Here is a 22,986-nt window from a genome sequence, read left to right on the forward strand (position 1 = left end):
ACAGGAAGCAGACTCGCCCCGTGCGCTGCCGCGGGCGGCGGGGGTGCGTGCGAGATCATGCCCCGTATGGCTAAGGACACCAAGGACGGGCGCAAGCCGCGCCCAACGAACGGCTCACGCGAGATCTACCGCAAGGGCCCGGTGATGCTTCGCGGCGCCCAGATCCCCACGCGCACCACCGATGCCCGGCTGCTCGACCGCCGCGGCGACACCGATTGGCTGCACGCTGATCCGTGGCGTGTGCTGCGCATCCAGTCGGAGTTCGTGGAGGGCTTCGGCGCGCTGGCGGAGGTCGGCCCGGCGATCAGCCTGTTCGGCTCCGCCCGCACCGGCGCCGACGACCCGAACTACGCCCTGGCCGAGCAGATCGGGGCGGGACTGGCCGACTCCGGCTACGCCGTCATCACCGGCGGCGGTCCCGGCATCATGGAGGCGGCCAACAAGGGCGCCCGCGAGGCCGGTGGAATCTCGGTGGGACTGGGCATTGAACTGCCCCACGAGCAGGGGATGAACGACTATGTGGACCTGGGGGTGAACTTCCGCTACTTCTTCGCCCGCAAGACCATGTTCCTGAAGTACTCCGACGGCTTCGTGATCATGCCCGGCGGCATGGGCACCCTCGATGAACTGTTCGAGGCGGTGACGCTGGTGCAGACCCAGAAGGTGCCCTCCTTCCCGATCGCCCTGGTGGGCTCGGAGTTCTGGGGCGGCCTGGTGGACTGGCTGCGCGGCACGCTGGTGAAGGCCGCCACGATCGACGCCGACGACGTCGCCCTGCTGCGGGTGGTCGACACCGCCGAGGCCGCGGTCGACTTCGTCGTCGACGCCGCCCGCACCATGCGCGCCAACGGGCTCACCCGCACTCCCGACCGGTCCGAGTGGACCGCCGAGTAAGACCGACGGCGGGCCAACGGCGGGCGATAAGCGGCGGCCGCGGGGAGGCCACGAGGGCGTCGTGAAGGCTCGCTGTGGGCCCGCCGTGGACGGGTCCGCAGGCGTGGATTCAGCCACGTTTCGGCGCAAACTGGCGGCTTTATGCCGTAGAATACGGCTGGGAGAAGCGGTAAAAGTCCGCGAATCATCAGTGAAAGGGGAGCATATGGCTGCCATGAAGCCCAGGACCGGAGACGGGCCGCTCGAGGTCGTCAAGGAGGGCCGCTCCATCATCATGCGGATGCCGCTCGAGGGCGGCGGTCGCCTGGTCGTAGAGATCACGCCCGACGAGATCAAGGAGCTCCAGGAGGCGCTGGCCTCCGTCAAGTACTGAACCGGATTCTGGGCGGCACGGCAACAGTCGCCGGCAGGCCACCCCGAAACCGGCGGGTCCGCCCGGCCGGGTCGTCAGGCCCGGCGGACGGCAACCAGCAGACCGTCGCCGACTGGCAGCAGTGACGTCAGCAGGCCCTCTTCATCCCGCAGCGTCTTGCCCAGCTCGCGCGCCGCAACCGTAGTGGCGTCGCGACGTGCCGGGTCGGCGACGTGGTCGTTCCATAGCGCATGCGTGATCGCCAGGACTCCGCCCGTGCGCAGCATGCGGACCGCCTGCACCACCAGTTCCGCGGCCTCCTGAGGGGAAACGTCGAGTACCACCATGTCGTAGGACTGGGCGGCCATGCGGGGCATGACGTCGGAGGCGCGTCCCTGAATGATGCGTGTGTGGGAGCCCGGGTAGCCGGCCTCGTCGAAGGCACGGCGGGCCTCGCGCTGGAACTCCGGCTCGACATCGATGGTGGTCAGCACGCCGTCGGCCCCCATGCCGGCCAGCAGCCACAGGCCGGAAACACCGGTGCCCGTGCCTACCTCGGCGACGGACTTGGCGCCGCCGACGGCTGCCAGCATGCGCAGTGCCGCGCCGGTGGCCGGGGAAACCGGGTCGGTGCCCAGCTCGATGCCGCGCAAACGCGCCTGCGCGGTCGGCTCGCTCTCGACCGGGAACTCCTCCGTGTAGGACCAGCTCAGTGTCTTGTCAGCAGCCACCATATGCCCCTTCCGCGGCACCGGGCCGCCTAGCCGTCGTTTCAACCCCGCGGCGCCGGGATGCCGGCGCGGGGCTGCGCCCATTGTTTCAGGTCCGGGGGCGGTTGCGCGTCCACGCGCTCGCCCGGTCGCGTGCATTCCTCCCTATACTGACCCCGTGTTGGGTATCTCAGGAGCTGAGTTCTTCGTCATCCTGCTGGTGATCGCCATCGTGGTGGGGCCGCAGCGCCTGCCCGAGTACACCCGCAAGCTGACCCAGGCGGTGCGTCGTCTGCGCGTGTTCTTGGATGACACCAAGACCCAGATCGCCGAGGAGGTCGGCCCCGAGCTGGGAGAGCTGGACCTGTCCGATCTGGATCCGCGCAACTACGACCCCCGCAAGATCGTGCGCGACGCGCTGGGGGAGGACCTCGACGCCATCCGCAAGGATCTGACCAACCCCTTCCAGTCGGTGATGGAAACCGCCAAGGAGGCCAGCGATGAGGCCGCGGCCGCGGTGAGCGGCAAGGGTCAGAAGAAGTCCAAGTCCCTGTCGAAGATGATCGAGGACAAGGCCCAGGAGACGCGCTCCGCTCGGACCGCGTCCACCGGTGCGGCCGCGGCGGCCACGGTTGCGGCCGCGGCGGCGCCCGGCGACCAGCAGGGCGCGGATGGTTCAACGCAGGCGGACAAGCAGGCGGAGAAGGACCCGGAGCAGGCGGCTCAGGAGGCCGCGGCGGTGACGGCCGAGCTGCCTCAGGTCGAGCCGGTAGCCGCCGTTGCCGAGGACGAGAACTCCGCCGTTGAGCAGGAGGTCGTCGACGAGCCCTCAGCCACAGAGCTCACCGCCGCGCAGTCCGCCGCCGACGCGGGTGACGCCAGCGCGGAGGGCACTGAGGAGATGGCCGACGCCTCCACCGACGCGGCCCAGATTGCGCTGGAGGCGGGGGAAACGGCCACCGCCGAGATCCCCGAGGTGCAGCCGACCGCCGACGCGGAAGAGGTCGCCGCCGACATCCCCTCCACCCTCGCGGAGGAACCCCAGCAGGACGAGACCGTGCAGGCCCTGCGCCCGGTCTCTCCGCGCGACATCGTGCGCGCCGCCAACGAGGCCGCCCGCACCCGCGCCGAGGCGGCAACGGCCGCCGTCGCCTGAAACCCTTTCGTCGCGGGCGCGCTCAGACTCACGCCGCTGAGGCGCGTGCGGACTAGCCGACGGCGCCGACCGGGCTGATCCCCAGCGACTTGCCGGACAGGCCGCGCGCGCGATGCCCGAGCCTGCGGGCCACACCCGCCAATTGCAGGGCCGCGGGGGAGTCGGTGGCGGGTCCGTCACCGACGGCGATGGTCGCCGGGATGCCCACGTCCGCGCCCTCGCGCAGCTTGATGTCCAGCGGCAACTGCGCCAGCAGCGGCACCTCGTATCCCAGCGCGGTCGTCAGCGACTCGGAAACGGCCTGGCCGCCGCCGGAGCCGAAGATCTCCAGGCGCGACCCGTCGGGCTGCGGCAGGTAGGACATGTTCTCGATGACCCCGGCGACCTTCTGGTGGGTCTGCGATGCGATCAGTCCGGTGCGCTCGGCCACCTCGGCGGCGGCCGTCTGTGGGGTGGTGACCACCAGGATCTCAGCGTCCGGCAGCAGCTGCGCCACCGAGATGGTCACGTCGCCGGTCCCCGGCGGCAGGTCCAGCAGCAGCACGTCCACGTCGCCCCAGAACACGTCGGACAGGAACTGCTGCACGGCTCGGTGCAGCATGGGGCCGCGCCAGACGACCGGCTGCTTCTCCTCCACGAACATGCCGATGGAGATGACCTTCACCCCGTGCGCGATGGGCGGGATGATCATGCCGTCCAACTGGGTGGGAACCTGATCCACACCCAGCATGCGGGGGATGGAGAAGCCGTAGATGTCGGCGTCGACCACCCCGACGTTCAGCCCCTGGGAGGCCATCGCGGCGGCCAGGTTGGCGGTGACTGAGGACTTGCCGACGCCGCCCTTGCCCGAGGTGACCGCGTAGACGCGCGTGAGGTTGTCGGGCTTGGTGAAGGGGATGACCGGCTCGGCGGCGCCGCCGCGCAGGCGGGTGCGCAGCTCGGCCCGCTGCTCGTCGTTCATCACGCCCATGTTGACGCGCACGTCGGTCACACCGTCCAGGGCGCCGACCTCCTTGCGTGCATCCGCGGTGATGGTGTCCCGCAGCGGGCAGCCGGCGACGGTCAGCAGCACCCCTACGGTGACGACGCCGTCGGCGGCGATCTCGATGGAATCGACCATCCCGAGGTCGGTGATCGGGCGGCGCAGCTCGGGGTCAATCACGCGGGCGAGTGCCTCGCGGACCGCGTCTTCAGTGGGCAGGCTCATGGCTCAATCCTATGGCCGGTTGCCCGCTCCGCCGGGGGCCGCCATGGTGGTGAGGAGCACGCCGACGGCGGGAATGCGGCGGGCGGGGCGGGCGCCGTCCACCCGGCCCACCGGATGAATGGGGCCGCCTGGAGTGATGCCGCCGGGGGCCTGCGTTCAGCCCGCGTCCTCCTGCTGCGGCCGCGCGGTGTTCGAACCATCGGGAGTCTCCGGGGCATCCGGGGTCTCCCCGCCCTCATCGACAATGTCGTCATGTAGTTCTTCGCGGGTGCGCCTCTCCTCCTGGAGCAGTTCCTCCAGTACGACGCGCAGCTCGGAGCGCACGAAGTCGCGGGTGGCGACGTCGTTCATGGCCAGGCGCAGGGAGGCGATCTCCCGGGTGAGGTACTCGGTGTCCTCCAGGTTGCGCTCGGCGCGCTGACGGTCCTGCTCGGCGGTCACCCGGTCGCGGTCGTCCTGCCGGTTCTGGGCCAGCAGGATCAGTGGCGCCGAGTAGGAGGCCTGCAGCGAGAGCATGAGCGTCAGGGCGGTGAAGCCCAGGCTGGCGCGGTCGAAGCGCAGATTCTCGGGCCCCCATGAGTTCCAGATCATCCACAGGGCCACGAAGACGGTCAGCCAGATGAGGAACGTCGGCGTGCCGGAGAAGCGTGCAATGGCCTCCGCCACCCGGCCCGAGGTATCCGAGCGGCTGCGGGAGGGATGCGTCCAACGCATCCACCGGGAGCGGTTCTTCGACAGGGGCTGGTCGAGCTGATCAGGCATTGGCGCTCCTCTCAATCATCTCGTCGGTGACGGCGTCGTCCGCCTCCCGCCAGTCGTCGGGCATGAGGTGGTCCAGGACGTCGTCGACGGACACGGCGCCGAGCAGGCGGCCGGCATCGTCGAGCACGGGTAGGGCCGTGAGATTGTAAGTCGCCAGCAGGCGGGTGACGGTGCCGATCGAGTCGTCGGCGTGCACCTCCTCCAGGTCCTTGTCCAGCACGGAGCCGAGCAGCTGCTGGGGACGCTCCCGCAGGGCGCGCTGGAGGTGCACCATGCCCAGGAACCGGCCGGTGGGCGACTCCAACGGGGGGCGGCACACGAAGGCGACGGCGGCCAGCGCCGGCGGCACCTCGGCCTTGCGGGCCTGCGCCAGGAAGGTGGCCACGGTGGCCTCCGGCGGCAGGATGATCGGCTCGGTGGTCATCAGACCGCCGGCCGTGTACTCGTCATAGGTCATCAGGCGGCGTACGTCCTCCGCCTCCTCCGGCTCCATCAGGTCCAGCAACTGGGCGGCGATGGAGGCGGGCAGGGCGGAAACCAGGTCCGCGGCGTCGTCGGGCTGCATGGCGTCCAGAACGTCGGCGGCACGGGCGGCGTCCAGACCGGAGAGCAGGGCCACGGCGTCGTCGTCGGACAGCTCTTCGGCCGCATCGGCCAAACGCTCGTCGGACAGCTCGGCCGCCACCTCCAGCTGCCGCGACAGCGGCAGGTCGGACAGCACATCGGCCAGGTCGGCGGGCTTGAGCCCCTCCATGGTGGCCAGCAGCGCGGTCGCCCCCTGCTGATCGGCGGAGCCGGCCAGGCCCGTGACCTCGTCGGGGCGCACGGTGAAGGTCTCGCCGCGGCGCAGCCCCAGCGGACCCGAGGAGCCGCGTTGAACGAACAGGCGGGTCACCTTCCAATCCATGCCGCGGTCGCGCTCGATGGCGACGTCGCGGATGGTTACCTGCCCGGAGCCATCGCGCAGGGTGACGACTCGGTCCAGCAGCTCGCCGACCACCAAGGTCTCCACGCGGCGCTTCTCGAATCGGCGGATGTTGACCAGCCCGGTGGTGATGACGGCGCCCGGCTCGATCGCGGTCACCCGTGACAGTGGCAGAAACACGCGGCGGCGGCCCGCCACCTCGATCACCAGGCCGACGGCGCGCGGCTGACCACGCAGGCGGATGAGCACGACGACGTCGTGCACCTTGCCGACGGCGTCGCCTAGAGGATCGAAGACGGTCGTGCCCACGAGTCGGGCGACGAAGACTCTGAGGGTGGCGCGCGTCTTGGTGTTTTCCACAGCGGCCAGCCTATCGGCGTGGCGGGGTTGATGCCGCCTCACGGTTTCGCCGCTCGATGAAGCTGGCCCCGTGCCGGGACTACGTGGGACGATGTACCCATGAGCCAGACTGAATTCTCCACGCAGGCCGCGCCGTTCGGCATGACGCGGGGAAGCATTCCGCGCGGCGACGAGGTCGCCTCCTTCGCGACCTACGCGGAGGCGCAGCACGCGGTCGACTCCCTGTCCGACGCCGGCTTCCCCGTCCAGCACTTGGCGATCATCGGTACCGACCTGCGCCAGGTCGAGCGCATTACCGGACGCATGAGCTGGGGGCGGGCGCTGGCCAACGGCGCCATGTCCGGGCTGTGGATCGGGCTGTTCTTCGCCGCCATGATGCTGCTGCTGGGCCCCAGCGAGGGGACCAGCACCGTGCTGATCGCCGCGATCATCATGGGCGTGATCTGGGGGATGATCTTCCAGGTCGCCGCCTACGCGGTCACTCGCGGCAAGCGCGACTTCACCTCCATCAGCCAGGTGGTCGCCTCGCGCTACTCCATCATCGCCTCCGAGCTGTCCGCGGAGGCGGCCCGCGCGCTCGCGGACCTGCCGGGGAATCTCGCCCGCGGCGGGCAGTCGGCGCGCCGTGCCGAGGAGCGCCGCGCTGCCCGGCAGCAGGCCCGCGGTCAGGGCCGCAGCACCTTCGGCTCTCGTCCGGACGAGCAGCCCCGCTTCGGCGTGCGCCTGCCCGAGGGAGTGGACCCGCAGACCTACTCGCAAGGCGGCAGTGCAGCCCCGGCGGCCGCAGCCCCGGAGGCCGGTCAGATGCCGGGTGCCACCATGCCGAACGGCGCCGCACCTCGGACGCCGATCGCGCCGCGGCCTGAGGAGAACCAGCCACAGGGGACGGATAACGGACCGGTGCCTTCGGTGGCGGACGGCCGAGCCGAAACGCCGGCGGGGGAGCGCGGCCAGGGGCAGGCCGACCCCGAGGACGACCCCTACCGCCGTCGTCCCGACGACGCCTGAGTCCTGTCTACGCCGCCCTACGAAATATACGGCCTACCGACGCCCTACGCCCTGCCCGCGTCTACAACGAGCACAAACTCGTGTCTGAGAGGGGCACGGGAGGAGCGGCCAGGCCGACTTGGTTGCTTGCCGCCGGAGTCAGACGCAGGGGACGTGCTCGTGGGCGCGGTGCGCGGCGGGCTCAAGCTGGAAGGTCGCGTGCTCGATGTGCACCGGGAAATGCTCGGCGACGCACTCCTGCAGCGCGTCCAGGACCTCGCCCGTGAGCCCCTGCGCGAAGCAGGTGTCTGAGACGACGACGTGCGCGGTGAGCACCGGCAGGCCGGAGGCCACCGTCCAGGCGTGCAGGTCGTGGACCTCCTCCACGCCGTCCACCGCCAGCAGGTGACGACGCACCTCCGCCAGGTCCAGCGCCTCCGGGGTGCGCTCCATGAGCACGCCGAGTGCGGTGCGCAGTAGGGAGAAGGCCCGCGGCACGATCAGCGCGACGATCACCAGGGAGGCAACTGCATCGGCGCGCGCCCAGCCGGTGAGTGCCACCACGGCCGCCGCCACGATCACGCCCACACTGCCCAGTGCGTCGTTGGCGACCTCCAGGAAGGCGGCCCGCATGTTCAGGTTGTGGTCACGTCCGCCGGAAAGCACCAGCAGCCCCACCACGTTTGCCACCAGGCCGATCACGCCCATGACCAGCATGCCATGTGCCTCTACCTCGGCGCCGCCCACCAGCGTGATCACCGCTCGCACGCCAACGATGACTCCCACCACGCCCAACAGCGTCGCCTGCAGCGCGGCACCCAGGATCTCGGCGCGCCGCAGCCCCCACGTGGAGCGGTCGGTTACGGGCCGGGTGGACAGGTGCGCGGCCACCAGCGCCATCACCAGGCCGACGACGTCGGTGAGCATGTGCCCGGCGTCGGCAAGCAGTGCCAAGGACCCGGTGAGCGCGGCGCTGACCACCTCGGCCACCAGCACGCCCGTCGTCAGGGCCAGGACGGCGGCGAGCCGGCCCCGGGAGGCAGTCGAGCCGTGGTTATGGCCGTGTACGTGCCCGCTGGGGCGTGTGCGATCGGGATCGCGGCTCCCGAGGGAGGTCATGCCTGCTCCCCGGGGGCTGAACTCGGGCGCCGACGGGGGCCACGAACCGGTGACACGGCCTCAATGGTAGCGACGTGCACCGGAGCGGACTCAAGGACCGTCAGCAAACCCGCGGACCGGGCCGACTAACCGCGCCGCCCCGTCATTTGGGGATCAGGCGATGAGGCCGGTCACCCAGGCCTCCACCTCCGCGACGGTACGGGGAATCGCCTGCGTCAGGCGCCGCACGCTCCCGTCGGCGTCCACGACGACGTCGTCCTCGATGCGCACGCCGATGCCGCGCAGCTCCTCGGGAACCAGCAGATCGTCGGCGCGGAAGTACAGGCCCGGCTCAATGGTGAAGACCATGCCCGGGCGCAGCACCGCGTCCATGCTCATCTCGCGGCGCGCCTGGGCGCAGTCGTGCACGTCCAGTCCCAGGTGGTGGCTGGTGCCGTGCACCATCCAGCGGCGGTGGAACTGGCCGTCCGGCCCCAGGGAGTCGGCGGCGGTGACGCCGTCGGGCAGCATGCCCCACTCCTCCAGGCGGGCGGCGATCACCTCCATGGCGGCGGCGTGCACGTCCCGGAAGCGGCAGCCGGGAGTGTTGGCACGGGCGAAGGCGGCGTCGGCGGCGTCAAGCACGGCCTGGTAGACCCGGCGCTGCGGGGCGGTGAAACGACCGTCCACCGGGATGGTGCGGGTGACGTCGGCGGTGTAAAGGGAGTCGACCTCCACGCCGGCGTCCACCAGCACCAGTTCGCCGGGGTGCACGGCGCCGTCGTTGTTGATCCAGTGCAGCGTGTTGGCGTGGTTCCCGGCGGCGGCGATGGTCTCATAGCCGAGCCCGTTGCCCTCCTCGCGGGCCTTGGTCCCGAAGGCACCCTCCAGCACACGCTCGCCGCGCCAGTGCCCGGTGGCGCGCGGAATAGAGCGGATCAGGTCGTCGAAGCCGGCGCGGGTGGCGTCCACGGCCCGCTGCAGCTGCTCGACCTCCCAGGAGTCCTTGGTCAGGCGCAGTTCGCTGGTGGCCTCCGCCAGGGCGTCGTCGACCTGCTGGGCGTCCTGCCCGGCGGCGAGTCCGGCCGCGGTGCGCACGCGGTCCACCAGGGCGGTGACCGCGGCGTCGGCCTGTTCCACCACGCGCAACTGCACGCCGTCCGGACCGGCGTCCTTGGCGAGCGCGTCGGGCAGCGAGTCGATGTGGGCGCAGCGGATTCCGGTGGCCGCCTCCACCTCCTCGATCGAGGGGCGCTGGCCCACCCACAGTTCTCCGTAGCGGGGGTCGGCGTAGAACTCCTCGGACGACCGGGAGGCGCGGGGGCGGAAGTACAGCACCGCCTCGTGGGTGGGCGCGGTCGTGGCCTCGCCCGGGTTGTCGGCATCCCCGGCGACGGCGGAACCGGCGCTCCTGCCCGCGGTGCTGCTCGTCCCGGCACCCGCGCTACCGGCGGCCAGCGGCTCCAGCACGAGTACGGCGTCGGGCTCGAAGTCGGTGCCGGTGCCGGCCAGGTGGGCGAAGGCCGAGTGCGGGCGGAAGCGGTAGTCGCAGTCGTTGTTGCGGGTCACCAGCCCCCCGGCGGGGATGACCAGCCGGTCGCCGGGGAACAGGGCGCCCAGGGTCTCGCGTCGGGCGGCGGCCCAGGGGGCGGCGGCGGAGCGGTCGGGCAGCGCATCGGGGCGCGGGCCCCAGCCGGAGCCGATGAAGTCGCGGAAGGCCTGGTTGGTGGGCCGGTGGGAGCGGTTGTTGCCGCGCTCTGCGAGCGTCTGGGGCGCCTCGGCGTCCGCTGCGGAGGGTGCGGGGGAGTCGGATACGGAATCGGTCATGGCCCCATAGTGGCACGCTCGCCGATCGGGGAGTGCACCGGCCGAAGCCGCCGGGTGGCGTCAGTCGGGGTCGCCCGGGAACCGCACTCCCACCTGTCGGCGCGCCTCGTAGAGCACCTCGACGGCGGCCACCGAGTTGGCCAGCGGGTGCAGTTCCGACTCGCGTGCCCCGGAGCGCACCAGGCGGCAGAAGGCCTCCAGTTCGTAGGCGAGTACCGGCCCGCTGCGCTGAACCGACAGGTCCTGGACGGCGTCGGCGCCGGCGGCCGCCTTGATCCGGTCCGCGCCGGCCGTGCTGCCGGCGGCGGCTGTGCCCACCGCGGGGCCGCGTAGGGCGATTTGCTGGGGCCACTGGCAGTCGTCCAGGGTCAGCACCGCGTGGTCGCCGGCGATCGCGGAGCCGGTGCCGGCGGGGGAGGTCTTGGAGTGCAGGCACACCACCTCGAAGCCGGCGGGCTGGACCTGGCGGGCGGTGTCGGTGCCGGCGTAGTCGAGCACGACCGTGCCCAGGGCGTCCGCGCCCGAGTCCAGCAGCACCCCGGCGGCGGTCACCCGCGTGGGCGCCCCGAACAGGTGGATCGCCAAGCTGATCGGGTACACCCCCAGGTCCATGAGAGAACCGCCCGCCATGGCCGGGTTGAAGGCCGGCGGCAAAGCCCCGTCCCGGTAGGCGTCCATGCGGGAGGAGTACTGCTCCTTGACCAGCAGCGCGCGCCGAATCGGACCCAGCCGCCGCAGGTTCTCACGCAGCACCGCCGTGCCCGGCTCGAAGGCGGGCAACCACCCCTCCATGAGCAGCCGATCATTGCGCCGGGCGGCCGCCACCATGGCCCGCGCCTGGGCGGGCGTGGGGGCGAAGGGCTTCTCCACCAGCACGTGCCGGCCGGCCTCGAGGGCGGCGAGCGCGTGCTCGGGATGCAGCAGGTTGGGGGACCCGACGTAGACGACGTCCACCAGGGGGTCGCCGTCGGCGTCGCGGGCGGCGAGCATCTCCTCCAGCGATGCGAAGGCGGCGGGTATGGCGTGCTCGGCGGCGAAGGCGGCCGCCCGCTCCGGGTGCGCGGAGGTGACGGCGACGACCTCGGCGTCGGGAACCGTGTGGGCCGCCTCCACGAACCAGCGGGCGATGAAGCCGGCACCGATCATGCCGAAGCGGATCGGGGCGGTCGGTGTGGAGGCGGGGCCGGATTGGGCGGGCGAGTCGGATGCGGCGGCGGTGCTCATGGCTTCACGCTAGCAAGTAACCGGCGTCACAGTCAGGGGGTGGTTTCGCGCGGTGCGGCCGCGGCCACCGGCGGTACGCGGCATGACCGCGGCCCGGCCCGCTGCGTCCGAGGATCCGAGCGGCAGGGGCCCAGCCCGTATTCGTACACTTGGCGGGTGCGCATCGACCCCCACACTCACTCCTCCTACTCGGACGGCACGGACACTCCCGCCGCGCTCATGGCCGCCGCCGCCCGTGAGGGTCTCGACGTCGTCGGCCTGACCGACCACGACACGACCGAGGGGTGGGCCGAGGCGGCCGCGGCGGTGCCGCGCACGGGCGTGACCCTGCTGCGTGGCACGGAGATCTCCTGCTCCGTCGACGGCGTGACCCTGCACCTGCTGGCCTACCTGTTCGACCCCGACTACGGCCCGCTCGCGGATGCGCTGACCGCCGCCCGCCAGTCGCGCTCCAACCGGACCCGGTACATGGTCGAGCGCCTGGCGGTGGACTACCCCATCACCTGGGAGGACGTGCTCGCCCAGTCCTCCGACGCCGTCACGATCGGCCGTCCGCACATTGCCGACGCGCTCGTGGCCGCCGGGGTCTTCCCCAACCGGTCCGCCGCCTTCGCCGGGCCCTTGGCGACCTCCAGCCCGTACTACGTGCACTACTGGGCCCTGGACCCGGTTGAGGCCTGCCGGCTCGTGCGCGCGGCCGGGGGAGTGCCGGTGGCGGCGCACCCGCGCGCCGCCAACCGCCAGCGGCGCCTGGTGCCGGATGCGACCTTTGCGCGGATGGCCGAGGCCGGCCTGGCCGCGCTTGAGGTCGACCACCGCGACCACGATCCCGCCCAGCGGGAGCAGGCCCGTGCGCTGGCACGGGAGCTTGGGGTCGGCACATCCGGCGCCTCCGACTACCACGGCGACGGCAAGCCGAACCGGCTCGGGGAGAACCTCATGCCGCCGGCACTGTTGGAGCAGATCGTCGCCGAGGGTGCGCTCCCGCTGATCACGCCCTGACCGGGTGCCGGTCGCCGTCGCCCCGGGCGGCAGGCCGCCCGGCAGGGAAGCCGTCCAGCCAAAGATCCGCCGGGCCGCCCGGATCTCCGGACGCCCAATCGTCAAGCCCAATCAAAACGTTCCGCTCCCTCCGCCCCAGTCATGCTCGCAAACATCTTCGACCTCACGCTCTTCGCCACCGCGCTCACCACGATCCTGGTCATTCAGGACCCGTTGGGCGCCATTCCCATCTTCCTGTCGCTGACCAGCCGGCAGACCGACGCCGAGCGCACCCGCTCGGCCCGCCAGGCCACCCTGGTGTCCTTCGCGGTGATTCTCGTGTTCGCGATTTTCGGCCGCTACATTCTGCGGTTCTTGGGCATCACCGTGCCGGCGCTGCAGATCTCCGGCGGGCTGTTGCTGCTGCTGGTGGCGCTCGAGCTGCTCACCGACAAGACCGATGAGCACCCCGACCCGGACTCGGTGGCCACCAACGCCGCACTCGTCCCCCTGGGCACGCCCCTGCTGGCCGGGCCGGGCGCGATCGTGGCCACCATGGTGGCGGTGGAGTCGGCGTCCGGGCCGGTGGTCGGCTGGGTGAGCGTGACCGCCGCGATCGTGGTCACGCACCTGGTCATCTGGGTGGTCCTGCGGTTCTCCGTGGGCCTGCACCGGTTGCTGGGGGAGTCCGCGATTCAGGTGCTCACCCGCATCTTCGGGTTGTTGTTGGCCGCGATCGCGGTGCAGATGATGGCCGACGGCGTGATTGCCTACATCGGCGCGGTCACCGGTGCCTGAGCGCACCCGGGCGCCGCGCGCGGGTAGGTGCGCGGCGCGCCAGGGTGCGGTAGTGCGGTGGGTGCGCGGCGCGCCAGGGTGCGGTAGTGCGGTGGGTGCGCGGCGCGGCGTCGTGCGGACCGGCTCCGGCGGCCGATTAGCGCCAAGCCGCGATGGGCCTCAGGCGTCGGCGCGACCGCCGTGGGTGCGGCGGCGGTTGCGCTTGCGGCGCGGCCGGTCGTCCTGCGCGGATGCGGAGCGGCCCGTGCGGGAACCCGTGCTCGAGTCGTTGCGCCGCGAACCGCCGTCGCGCCCGGTGCTTGAGCTGCGCCGTCCGCGGCCGCGGCCCCGCCCCCGACCGCCGCGCTCCTCGCGGGCGTGGGCGTGCCGGCCGGTCTCGCCCAGGTCCTCGATCTGCTCGGCGTCGAGCCCCGCCAGGACCCGCTTGCTGCGCGGCAGCTTGCCGGTGACATCTCGGGGAATGTTCAGGTCCGTGTAGAGGTGGTCGGAGGTGTGGTACGTCTCCACCGGCTCCTCGATCGGCAGGCCGAGCGCCTTGGCGATCAGACGCCAGCGGGAGACGTCGTCCCAGTCGACGAAGGTGATCGCGGTGCCCGAGCCGCCTGCCCGGCCGGTGCGGCCGATGCGGTGGACGTAGATCTTCTCGTCCTCGGGGCACTGGTAGTTGATGACGTGGGTGACGTCGTCGACGTCGATGCCGCGTGCCGCCACGTCGGTGGCCACCAGCACGTCCACCTTGCCCTTGCGGAAGGCGCGCAGCGCCTGCTCGCGGGCCCCCTGCCCCAGGTCGCCGTGCAGGGCCGCGGTGGCGAAGCCGCGGGCAGCCAGGTCCTCGGCCACGCGGGCGGCGGTGCGCTTGGTGCGCGCGAAGATGATGGTGCGGCCGCGGCCCTCAGCCTGCAGGATGCGGGAGAGCACCTCGACCTTGTTCAGCGCGTGGGTGCGGTAGACGACCTGCTGCACGGTCTTGACCGTCATGGAGTCGTCGCCCGGGTCCTGGGCGCGAATGTGGGTCGGCTTGGTCATGTAGCGGCGGGCCAGGGCTACGACGGCGCCCGGCATGGTGGCGCTGAAAAGCATGGTGTGGCGGTCGGAGCGGGTGCGCGAGAGGATCTTCTCCACGTCCGGCAGGAAGCCCAGGTCGAGCATCTCATCGGCCTCATCCAGTACCACGGTGGTTACGTGGGTCAGGTCCAGGACCCGACGATCCATCAGGTCGATGATGCGACCGGGGGTGCCGACGACGATCTCGGCTCCCTGCTCGATCGCCTCGATCTGCGGCTCGTAGGCGCGCCCGCCGTACACCTGGACGATGCGCACGGTGCGCTTGGCGGCGGCGCCCGCCAGCTCCTCGGCCACCTGCTTGGCCAGCTCGCGGGTCGGCAGAATGACCAGCGCCTGCGGGGAACCCGAGGCGGGGTCCTCATCCCAGCCCTCCTCGCCGGGGCCGAGCGTGTCCATGAGCAGCGGGATGCCGAAGCCGAGGGTCTTGCCGGTGCCGGTCTTGGCCTGGCCGATGATGTCCTGGCCGCGCAGCGCGATCGGCAGGGTGAGTGCCTGGATGGGGAAGGGGTGGGTGATGCCCCTGTCCGCCAGGGCCTGGCAGATCTCGTCCTCAACGCCGAAGTCGGCGAAGGTACGTGTGGTCAGGTCGGTTTCGGAGTCGGCATCGGTGATGTCGGGCTTGGCGTCGTCCAGCACCGGGGCGTGGGCCTGCGCGGTGGAGATGATCCCGGAGGCGGTGTCGGCCGGCGCGGTGGGCGCCTGGGTCGTCGCGGTGGGCGACTGCGACTCGGTCGATGCGGCGGGAGTGGTGGTCGATTCAGTTGTTGCGGTCTGCTCGGTCACGATGCGGTATGTGCTTTCGGTTGTATGTAATCCGGGTGGGCCCCGGGCTCAGGCGGCGCGGACGAGGCGCCGGCGTGCGGCGGAGTCCGCGCCTGCGGTCATATACGGCAGCCGATCGCGAATGACGCCACGCACGCTGCCGTAACGGCAGGTGGGGCTGAGAGGCATGACGATGGGCATGGCGACCGGGCAACCTGCGTCCAGCCTAGTCAACCGGGCGTGGATGCGTGAGTGACCGATAAGAGAGATGGATCGCGTTGGCCGTCGAGCACTTGTGACGAACACGGGGGTTGGCACGGCGTCAGGGCCTACCCTGACACCATGACGAGCTCAGCCCTTCCTGCCAGCCGGACCGTGACCGCGTCGCCGTCGCCGCACACGGTTGCCGTGGTCGGCCTGGCCGCCTACGCCCGGACCATCGCCTGCACGCGCTACGCCAAGGACGCCGACAAGGCCCCGGATATGGGACTGCGCGCCGAGCTGCTGCGCATGAGCGGGGAGGCGGTCGCTTCTTTCGAACGGCTGCGGGTCTCGGCGGCGGACGCTGGCGTCGACGTGCTCGCGGCGGCCGAGCCCTTCGTCGGGGCGCTGGGCGACTTCGATGAGCGGCTGCGTCCCCTGGACTGGTATGAGCGACTGACCAAGACCTACCTGACTTTCGGGCTGTTGCGCGACTTCGTCGTCGCGTTGGCGGAGACGGTGGAGACGCCCCTGCGCGATCAGCTGACGGAGGACACCGACGCCGACCGACTGGCGGCCTTCGCCTCCTCCCAACTGGTGCCGGCAATCGGCGAGGACACCCAGCTGGCGGCGCGCCTGGGGCTGTGGGGACGCCGCGTGGTGGGCGAGGAGATCGGCACCATGAAGCGCCTGTTGGCCACCGCCCCGGACCTGGCCGCGTCGGGTGCCGACGGCGAGGCGCTGCACGAGGCCCTCTCCCAGGGGGCGACCACCCGCATGCGGGGGCTGGGCCTGCGCGTCTAGTCCGGGCGCCGTCGTCGGGCCGGGATCAGAAGCCGAGCAGCAGCCAGACGGTCAGGACCAGACCGCCGACCACCACGGCGGCGTGAATGACCCGCTCGGGAATCAGCCGCTGAATTAGCGGGGCCACGTAGCCGCCGGCGAAGGAGCCCAGGCCTACCGTGATCGCGGCGCCCCAGTCGACCTGCCCCTGCACGATGAACAGCACGGCGGCGGCGAAGTTGGACAGGGTGGTCATGGGCGTCTTCATCACCACGGCCGCGTGGGTGTTCATGGGCGTGCCCAGGGTGCACAGGGCGAAGAAGAGCACCCCTGCGCCGGCGCCGAAGTAACCGCTGTAGACCATGATGGCGGCCATCAGGGCCAGGAACGCGGGCGCGGGCAGTCGGTAGTTGGTGGCGCCGCGCCGCAACCGCGGGCTCAGCGCCACCAGGGCGGTTGCGAGCAGCACCAGCCAGGGCACGATCGCCTCGAATACGCCGGGCGGGGCCACCAGCAGCAGCGCGCCGCCCACGAGCCCGCCGACGACGGCGATGAGCGCCTGGGGAAGCAACGGGTAGTAGCGGATCTGCTTGAGCCGGTCCCAGGAGGTAATCAGTGAGCCGATGCCGCCGGGAATCAGGCTGACGGTGTTGGAGGCGTTGGCGACCACCGGTGGCACGCCCAGGGCGAGCATCGCCGGGTAGGAGACCAGCGAGGCCATTCCCACTAGGTAGCCGACGATGGCGGCAACCACTCCGGCGAGAAACAGGAGGGCGTAGGTGATCACGGGCGACATCGCCGCTAACAGTAGCCGTAACGCGTTGTGCCCCGTCGGGGCGGGCGCGGCGCGCGTGCGCGGTGGGGGCCGCGTGCGCGGCGGGGCCCACCGGGGACAGAAGTGTGCGGCATGATACGTGCGTGGCTCACATCGGGGCGCCGGTGCTCCGCGCTGGGCACACTGGCGAAGCAGATTCGCACAGGCAAAACAGATTCGACAATCAGCAGTCCTGACGCTGAAAGGGGACCACATGTTCGTTCGTCGCGAGGCAATCGCCGTCCGTTGTGACCACGAGGGGTGCGACCGCATGGTCGCGCATCGGGTGGTCGACACGGTCCACGACCCGGATGGCACGGCGATTGAGCGCGTGCTCGCCTTGAGCTACACCGAGCACGACGCGTTGCGCGCGGCCGAACGCGACGGCTTCAAGATCATGGGGAACCACGTCTTCTGCGAGAAGCACGACCGGCTGTAGTGCTGCCCGCGGGGTGCCGACGGCGATGATGGGCTGGCGGTGGGCATGATGGGCGCAGCGCGCCGCCAGAGCTGTGCTGATCTGGTGACTGTGGTGCGCCGACTGCGGCTGCCGAATGCGATCGCCGGCGGTGTGTTTAGCGGTTCTTCGTTTGGGTGTGTGGCGGGCTGACGGGCGGCGACTGTCCGGGTTGTGGTTGGTGTGCGGGGCACGGCGGCGCGGTGGGTGACGCGATGGGTGGGAATGCGCCTTGGCTGGGATGTGCGCGGTGGGTCGGGTGCGACGGTTCGCGCGTTGGACCGCCCACGCCCCGTTGGACCGCTGTAACCGGCGGCTACGGCGGTCCAACGGGGGAACAGGGGTCCAACCGGGGAACAGCGGTCCAAGTAGGCACACCCCTGCGCCTGCGGGGCCCGCCCGCCCAGATGCGCGGGGAGCCATCCATCTGGGCCCCGCGCCTGCGGGATCCGCATGATTCCGACGACTCCAACGATTCGTCCGCGGTCGCCAACACCGCCAACCCGAGAACGTCCCCGCCCCCAGAGACGACCTTCTTGGCCTGAAGACGTCCTCCTTGGCCCGAGGACGACCCGGTGTGCCCGAGAACGTCCTGGTTCGCCCGAGAACGTCCCCATCGGCCCGAGGACGTCCCCATCGGCCCGAGGACGTCCTGGGTTCGGCCAAGACGTCCTCGTCGGCCCGAAACCCTCCCGAATGTGGAGGGTTTGGGGATGAAGAGGTCGTTTTCGGCAGGCCGGCACCCACCGAGTACGACCTCGCCGACCCGAAGACGACCTCGCGCACCCGAGAACGACCTCCGGCGTTGCAACCAGTGCCCGAACCGCCACGCCCACAAACGAGAAGAGCCTGTTTAGTGTCCTTGTTGGGTTTCGGCTTGGTCGGTGAGGTAGGTGGTGGTGCGGACGATGTTGTAGGCGGTGGTGGTGTTGGTGGTGGTGATGGTGCCGACTACGGGGGTGGTGGTGCCGCCGGTGGGGGTGTAGGTGGCTTGCCAGGTGGTGGTCAGGGTGGTGGTTACGCCTTGGGCGGTGGTGGTGTATTGGTGGGTGACGGTTTGGTTTGGCCAGGGGGCTCCGGGGTCGGTGGTGGTTGTGGTGGTGTTGTCGCCCCAGTTCCAGGTGTAGGTGGTGGGGGTGGCGTGGATGGTGACCTCGGTGCCGGCGATGGTGGTTGTGAGGGTTTGGGTGTCGGGGTTGGTGTAGACGATGAAGTCTTTGGTCAGTAGTACTTCCGGGCCTGGGGGTTGGCGGGTGATACCGGACCCGTCGGCCAGGAGGGTGGACACGTCGGTGGCGGTGATGGTGATGGTTGTGATGGTGCCGGTTGTGGTGGGGGTGTTGGTGGTGGGGGTGTCGGCGAGGCATTCCGAGATGGATCTGTTGTGGCTTCCGACGGCCATTGCGTCGACCGCTAGCGACTGGAAGCATTGCCGGTAGCGTTCCTGTGCCTTGCGCACCGCAGCCTCGTCGTACACGACCCCGCTACTGCCGGCTGTGTTCGCTGCGGCCGGCCCACCCGGGGCGAACGAGAGAACCTGGCGAGACGTGCTGCCAGTCACCACCACAGAACTACCGCGCGATTCAGCGCGGTAATCACTGGATGGTGGTGTAGCGGCGGCAGCGCTTGCCGCTGTCGCAGAACTTAGTGTGAGGGCGATTGCCGTAATGGTGCGGAACGTGGGAGTGTGGAATCGCAATTCAATCATCTGCATCCTCGATGTCAACGATTTCTACGCTCCATGTTGAACCTGTCCAATACATCTGGATCAGAAGGATTTCGTCTGCTGCGTTGGTCTGCGCGGACTCTATTCCGTCGCCTGAATGCGACGCATGCCCAGTAAAGCTAGTTTGAATCCGAACGACGTTACGGTTGGGGTCCGCGTCGTCATCCCACCACTCCAGGGGTGTGATCTCCTGCCCCCACGGGTCGGTCCAGCCGCCTGCGTCGTGTAGCTCGGTGACGTTGTTGATTACGCTGTTGCAGAATTCGCAGTTGTCGTCGCTCATGTTTTGCCAGGCGTCCAGGTCGCCGGTGGCATAGACGTAGGGGTAGAGGTTGAGGAAGTATGTGGCTGCGGTGGCTGCGCCTTCGGGGGTGAACTCCGGGGTGTAGGCCTCTGGTGGTTCCATGGCCAGGGCGGTGGCCCGGGCGGCGGCGTCCTCGGGCGAGAGTGTGGGCGTGGCGCTAGCGCTGGCGGTGGCGGGTGGGGTCCAGGTGGGGGTGTAGGTGGTGCGGTTAGTGGCGTTTGCGCAGCCTGCACCCAGGACGGTGAGGCAGATGGCCAGCGCCGCTGCTTGGCGTGCTCGGTGCGCTGGTGCCGGGGTGTACTGGCGGTGTTGGCCGGAGCGGAGGCAATTCGTGCCGGACTGAGCCTGGTGACGTCGCGGAGTGCTGGGGTGTGTGGGCATGTTGGGGGTGGCCTCCTCGTTGAGGGCCCGGGTGGGGTGTCGGCGGCGTGCCGATGCTCCGCAACCGTACCGTGACCCTCACCGTTGTCGCCACCCGGTCCGCGGCCCCTGTGGATAACCCCAGGGCCGGGGCGGTCGGCGGAGCCCGCGGGCCGCCTGGCTGTGCCGACCGGCTGGCCCTAGTGACGTTTTACGACCTTGGGGTACATTCCACGACCACCCCGGGGTCGTAAAACGCACCCCAAGGTCGAAAAACGCCGACTGGAGCCCCCGGGACATGCCTCCCGCCAGTCGGCGCGGGCGGCGCGCCCGACCGCCGCCCGCCTGCCCGTACACAAAGGCCGGCGCCCGTCTCCATGGACGAGCGCCGACACAGAGGCTTGAATCAGGCGCCGAAGCCGACGCGGCGCCGCGCTTACACTTACTTAAGGCTTGAGTCAGATCCCGAAGCCGACGCGGCGGGGAGAGGCCTCGCCGATCTCGATGTAGGCGAGCGAACCCGCCGGGACGAACACCTTGCGACCCTTGTCATCGGTCAGGGTGACCGCGGAGGTGGCGGCGTCAGCCACGGCCGCGAGGACCTCCTCTTGGGAGGCAGAGGTCTCCAGCTGGAGTTCGCGAGTCGAGTGCTTGATTCCGATGGTGACCTGCATGGGTACTCCTTGTGTCCAGGACTCGGGTCGCAAAACCTGTAAAGGCAACGGCCCGCGATGGGGTGTCTGGCCCGATCCTATGGGCCTTGCTGTCGCAAAGGCTTGCCCGGCCCACCACAATCCGGGCCGTTTCGCGCCGCGCGGACAGCAAGCCACCGTCGCGCGTCTAAGCCCGCGACCGGGACGGGGCTAAGGGACCGCCGCGACACGTCCAAGACCGTCGCGCGAAGACCGATACCCAGACGACGTTAAGGGCGTTCCATTCATGTCGGACCCCCGTGGTGAGATGGGCACATGACCAGCCCCACCGGCGCCCCCCGCCTCCTACCCCCGCTCGTGCAGCCCCCGCTGCCCGAGCCGGACGCCTCCGCCGCCCGGGTGCTCGCCCGTGCCACAGACGGCGCGAACCTCGTCGTCCTGGGCGCCCCGGGCACCGGCAAGACCACCACCGCCCTGCGCCTGCTGGTCGAGGCAGTGACCGACCGCCACAAGGAGGCCCTCCTGCTAGCCCCCACGCGCGCCCGCGCCGACCGCCTGCGTGAGCGCGCCTCCCACCTGCTCAGCCTCGCCGGCGCCTCCTCCGGCACGGTCCGGGTACGCACACCCGTCGGCCTGGCCCTGACGATCCTGACGACCTCGTTCACCCAGCGTCCCGACCCGCTGCCCGCCCCGGTCCTGCTTGCCGGGGCGGAGGAGGACGCCGCGCTGGCCGGGCTGGTGCCGGGCGCCGACTGGGGGACCTGCCCGCCGAGGCCGTCGAGTCGCGTGCCTTCCGCACCGAGCTGCGCAACCTGCTGGCCCGTGCCGGTGAACTCGGCGTCACCGCCGAGCAACTCGCCGACCTCGGTGCCGAGCTCAACGTCCCCATCTGGCGGCACGCCGCCCCACTGCTGCGCACCTGGGACGCGCAGGGCCGCCCCAGCGCCGCCAACCGCTCCACCGTCCGCAAGATGGACTCGGCCCGCTTGCAGGACCGCGCCCGCGAGGTCCTGGACACCTGGGAGGCCGACGGCGTGCGCGTCCCGCGTCCGGTCCCGGACGTCGTCATCGTCGACGACTACCAGGACTGCACCGCCGCCACTGCCCGCCTCCTGGTAGCGCTCTCCGAGCCCGACGCCGATGGCCACCGCACCCAGATCGTCGCCCTGGGGGATCCCGACGCCGCCGTCGAGGTCTTCCGCGGCGGCAACCCCAGCCTGCTCAATGCCGCCGAGGACCGCTCCGGGCTCGCCGCCGAGCGCCTCATGCTGCGTACGGTCCACCGCGGTACACCCGAGCTGGCCCGGGTCTGGGCCGCGCAGGCCGACCGCATCCCCATCACCGGCACCGCCACTCACCGACACCCCGAGTATGCGAACGGCGTGGCTGCCGCCGGCGCATTCGCCGACCGTTCCGCCGCTGCTCCCGCTGCCCCACAGGCGAACCGTGGGGGAGACGAAGGTGACGAAGCGGGATGCGGAGGCGCACCGGATGGGGGGAGTGCGGTCGGCACCGAGCGTCAGCCGGCTCCTCCCAGTGGCGTTGAGACCCTCATCGCCTCCGGCCCGCTCCAGCAGACCGCCCAGATCGCCCGCATCCTGCGCAGCGAGCACGTCCACCACAACACCGCTTGGGACCAGATGGCCGTGATCGTCCGCTCCGCGGGCACCGCCCGCGCGGTCAGCCGCGAACTACGTCATCACGGCGTACCCCTGGCCTCCACCACCCCGGCCGTGCTGCTGCGCGCCGAGCCGGCCGCGGCCGCCATCATCAACGCCTGTCGTGCCGCACTGGCCGGAACCCTCGGAGACGCCGACACCCCGCCCGAGTGGGCCACTGCTTTCGACCTGCTCACCAGCCCCCTGATCGGGCTGACCAACCTGGACCTGCGCCGGCTGCGTCGTCGCCTGCGCGCCGACCGCCCCGCCGAGGCCGGCCGGGATGAGAACCTGCTCGGCGTCCTGGCCACCCCCGCGGCCGCCACCGCCCTGGTCCGCGAGCTTGCCGACGAGCCCCTCGCCGAGCAGGCCATGCGGCTGGAACGTGCGGCGCGCGTCGTCGCGGCCCTGCGGGACGTGGTCGAGGCCGCCCGGGTAGAGCAACGCCTGATCGACGCCGAGGCGCTCATGTGGGCGGCCTGGCAGGCCTCGGACTGTGCGGAGGCGTGGCGCGCCATGGCGCTGGCGCCGCACGCCACGCGCGCCGCCGCGCTCACGGCCGAGGCGGCCGAACATGACCTGGACGTGGTTACCGTGCTGTTCAAACGCGCCGAGGTGTGGGCCGAGCGCCACCCCGGTGCTGCGGCAGGCGACTTCTTGAACGAGCTCGCGGCGGAGGTACTGCCCTCGGACACGGTGGCCCCGCAGGGCATCCGCCCGCCCGGCGTCGCCGTCCTGACCCCCGCCGCCGCGGCCGGAGCCCAGTGGGAGGTGGTCGTCGTCGCCGGGGTGGAGCGGGACGCGTGGCCCGACCTGCGGCTGCGCGACGGATTGACCCGCTCCGGCCTGCTGGTCGACGCCGTCACCGGCCGCCTGCCGGAGGCTGATGGTAGACGGTCGGCCGACCAGGACCCGACCGAGG

At 71.0% G+C, this 22,986-nt stretch carries 22 protein-coding genes; 9 read left to right on the top strand and 13 right to left on the bottom strand.

Features of this window, described 5'->3' with window-relative positions; translation table 11 throughout:
• Nucleotides 1–66: 66 nt before the first annotated feature.
• Nucleotides 67–894 carry a TIGR00730 family Rossman fold protein gene (locus C3B71_RS04205; protein WP_073327420.1) on the top strand — a complete coding sequence of 276 codons (828 nt, stop codon included), beginning with the start codon at nt 67–69 and terminating at the stop codon, nt 892–894.
• A gap of 205 nt (nt 895–1,099) precedes the next feature.
• Nucleotides 1,100–1,267, top strand: coding sequence for a DUF3117 domain-containing protein (locus C3B71_RS04210; protein WP_073327418.1), 168 nt, complete (start codon nt 1,100–1,102; stop codon nt 1,265–1,267).
• Nucleotides 1,268–1,341: 74 nt separating this feature from the next.
• On the opposite strand, the gene C3B71_RS04215 is transcribed toward C3B71_RS04210, so the two are convergent.
• Entirely contained in the window at nt 1,342–1,977 is a 636-nt protein-coding gene (locus C3B71_RS04215; RefSeq protein WP_108969530.1) for an O-methyltransferase, read from the bottom strand.
• Nucleotides 1,978–2,134: 157 nt separating this feature from the next.
• Between C3B71_RS04215 and C3B71_RS04220 the strand changes: the two genes are divergently transcribed.
• The gene (locus C3B71_RS04220; protein WP_108966335.1) at nt 2,135–3,112 is read left to right on the top strand and encodes a twin-arginine translocase TatA/TatE family subunit; all 978 of its coding nucleotides are present in this window, start codon (nt 2,135–2,137) and stop codon (nt 3,110–3,112) included.
• 52 nt (nt 3,113–3,164) lie between these two features.
• On the opposite strand, the gene C3B71_RS04225 is transcribed toward C3B71_RS04220, so the two are convergent.
• From C3B71_RS04225 to C3B71_RS04235, 3 genes are all read right to left on the bottom strand, one after another.
• Nucleotides 3,165–4,319, bottom strand: a complete 1,155-nt coding sequence (locus C3B71_RS04225; RefSeq protein ID WP_108966338.1) for an Mrp/NBP35 family ATP-binding protein — start codon at nt 4,317–4,319, stop codon at nt 3,165–3,167.
• A gap of 156 nt (nt 4,320–4,475) precedes the next feature.
• Entirely contained in the window at nt 4,476–5,081 is a 606-nt protein-coding gene (locus tag C3B71_RS04230) for a DUF1003 domain-containing protein (protein WP_073327412.1), read from the bottom strand.
• Nucleotides 5,074–6,366 (bottom strand): magnesium transporter MgtE N-terminal domain-containing protein, encoded by a 1,293-nt coding sequence (locus C3B71_RS04235; protein ID WP_073327411.1) that lies wholly within the window; start codon nt 6,364–6,366, stop codon nt 5,074–5,076. Before C3B71_RS04235 ends, C3B71_RS04230 begins: the two co-directional genes overlap by 8 nt.
• Before the next feature lie 99 nt (nt 6,367–6,465).
• Here C3B71_RS04235 and C3B71_RS04240 point away from each other — a divergent pair, with 99 nt between their 5' ends.
• Nucleotides 6,466–7,374 carry a general stress protein gene (locus C3B71_RS04240; protein ID WP_234416096.1) on the top strand — a complete coding sequence of 303 codons (909 nt, stop codon included), beginning with the start codon at nt 6,466–6,468 and terminating at the stop codon, nt 7,372–7,374.
• 138 nt (nt 7,375–7,512) lie between these two features.
• Here C3B71_RS04240 and C3B71_RS04245 read toward each other — a convergent pair whose 3' ends face one another.
• The 3 genes from C3B71_RS04245 to C3B71_RS04255 all read right to left on the bottom strand — a co-directional run bounded on the left by C3B71_RS04245 (nt 7,513) and on the right by C3B71_RS04255 (nt 11,502).
• Entirely contained in the window at nt 7,513–8,472 is a 960-nt protein-coding gene (locus C3B71_RS04245; RefSeq protein WP_108966340.1) for a cation diffusion facilitator family transporter, read from the bottom strand.
• A gap of 153 nt (nt 8,473–8,625) precedes the next feature.
• Nucleotides 8,626–10,278: an aminopeptidase P family protein gene (locus tag C3B71_RS04250; RefSeq protein WP_108966342.1), complete on the bottom strand. Its 1,653-nt coding sequence runs from the start codon at nt 10,276–10,278 to the stop codon at nt 8,626–8,628.
• A 60-nt stretch (nt 10,279–10,338) separates the two neighbouring features.
• Nucleotides 10,339–11,502, bottom strand: a complete 1,164-nt coding sequence (locus tag C3B71_RS04255; RefSeq protein ID WP_234416097.1) for a Gfo/Idh/MocA family protein — start codon at nt 11,500–11,502, stop codon at nt 10,339–10,341.
• A gap of 156 nt (nt 11,503–11,658) precedes the next feature.
• Between C3B71_RS04255 and C3B71_RS04260 the strand changes: the two genes are divergently transcribed.
• Both C3B71_RS04260 and C3B71_RS04265 read left to right on the top strand, forming a co-directional pair.
• On the top strand, nt 11,659–12,504 hold the full coding sequence (locus C3B71_RS04260; protein WP_073327401.1) for a PHP domain-containing protein: 846 nt from the start codon (nt 11,659–11,661) through the stop codon (nt 12,502–12,504).
• Nucleotides 12,505–12,645: 141 nt separating this feature from the next.
• Nucleotides 12,646–13,281, top strand: coding sequence for a MarC family protein (locus C3B71_RS04265; RefSeq protein WP_073327400.1), 636 nt, complete (start codon nt 12,646–12,648; stop codon nt 13,279–13,281).
• Between the two features lie 159 nt (nt 13,282–13,440).
• Here C3B71_RS04265 and C3B71_RS04270 read toward each other — a convergent pair whose 3' ends face one another.
• Together C3B71_RS04270 and C3B71_RS16680 are read right to left on the bottom strand one after the other, a co-directional pair.
• Nucleotides 13,441–14,979 (bottom strand): DEAD/DEAH box helicase, encoded by a 1,539-nt coding sequence (locus C3B71_RS04270; RefSeq protein WP_396027154.1) that lies wholly within the window; start codon nt 14,977–14,979, stop codon nt 13,441–13,443.
• A 198-nt stretch (nt 14,980–15,177) separates the two neighbouring features.
• Entirely contained in the window at nt 15,178–15,309 is a 132-nt protein-coding gene (locus C3B71_RS16680; RefSeq protein ID WP_258522948.1) for a hypothetical protein, read from the bottom strand.
• Nucleotides 15,310–15,450: 141 nt separating this feature from the next.
• Between C3B71_RS16680 and C3B71_RS04275 the strand changes: the two genes are divergently transcribed.
• Nucleotides 15,451–16,113 carry a ferritin-like fold-containing protein gene (locus C3B71_RS04275; protein ID WP_073327397.1) on the top strand — a complete coding sequence of 221 codons (663 nt, stop codon included), beginning with the start codon at nt 15,451–15,453 and terminating at the stop codon, nt 16,111–16,113.
• Between the two features lie 25 nt (nt 16,114–16,138).
• Here the strand turns inward: C3B71_RS04275 and C3B71_RS04280 are convergent, their stop codons facing one another.
• The gene (locus tag C3B71_RS04280; RefSeq protein ID WP_159097639.1) at nt 16,139–16,888 is read right to left on the bottom strand and encodes a sulfite exporter TauE/SafE family protein; all 750 of its coding nucleotides are present in this window, start codon (nt 16,886–16,888) and stop codon (nt 16,139–16,141) included.
• A 232-nt stretch (nt 16,889–17,120) separates the two neighbouring features.
• Here C3B71_RS04280 and C3B71_RS15825 point away from each other — a divergent pair, with 232 nt between their 5' ends.
• Nucleotides 17,121–17,345, top strand: coding sequence for a hypothetical protein (locus C3B71_RS15825; RefSeq protein ID WP_073327394.1), 225 nt, complete (start codon nt 17,121–17,123; stop codon nt 17,343–17,345).
• A gap of 871 nt (nt 17,346–18,216) precedes the next feature.
• On the opposite strand, the gene C3B71_RS16115 is transcribed toward C3B71_RS15825, so the two are convergent.
• The 3 genes from C3B71_RS16115 to C3B71_RS04295 all read right to left on the bottom strand — a co-directional run bounded on the left by C3B71_RS16115 (nt 18,217) and on the right by C3B71_RS04295 (nt 20,427).
• Nucleotides 18,217–18,840, bottom strand: a complete 624-nt coding sequence (locus C3B71_RS16115) for a zinc transporter (protein WP_108966348.1) — start codon at nt 18,838–18,840, stop codon at nt 18,217–18,219.
• Between the two features lie 223 nt (nt 18,841–19,063).
• Entirely contained in the window at nt 19,064–19,774 is a 711-nt protein-coding gene (locus tag C3B71_RS04290; protein WP_108966350.1) for a DUF6318 family protein, read from the bottom strand.
• A gap of 437 nt (nt 19,775–20,211) precedes the next feature.
• Entirely contained in the window at nt 20,212–20,427 is a 216-nt protein-coding gene (locus tag C3B71_RS04295; protein ID WP_108966353.1) for a DUF3107 domain-containing protein, read from the bottom strand.
• A 294-nt stretch (nt 20,428–20,721) separates the two neighbouring features.
• On the opposite strand from C3B71_RS04295, the gene C3B71_RS16350 reads away from it, so the two are divergent.
• The gene (locus C3B71_RS16350; protein ID WP_234416098.1) at nt 20,722–21,525 is read left to right on the top strand and encodes a DEAD/DEAH box helicase; all 804 of its coding nucleotides are present in this window, start codon (nt 20,722–20,724) and stop codon (nt 21,523–21,525) included.
• The last annotated feature ends 1,461 nt before the right edge of the window (nt 21,526–22,986 follow it).

Origin of the sequence: Actinomyces sp. Z16 (genome assembly GCF_003111765.1) — a bacterium.
Lineage (GTDB): Bacteria > Actinomycetota > Actinomycetes > Actinomycetales > Actinomycetaceae > Actinomyces > Actinomyces glycerinitolerans.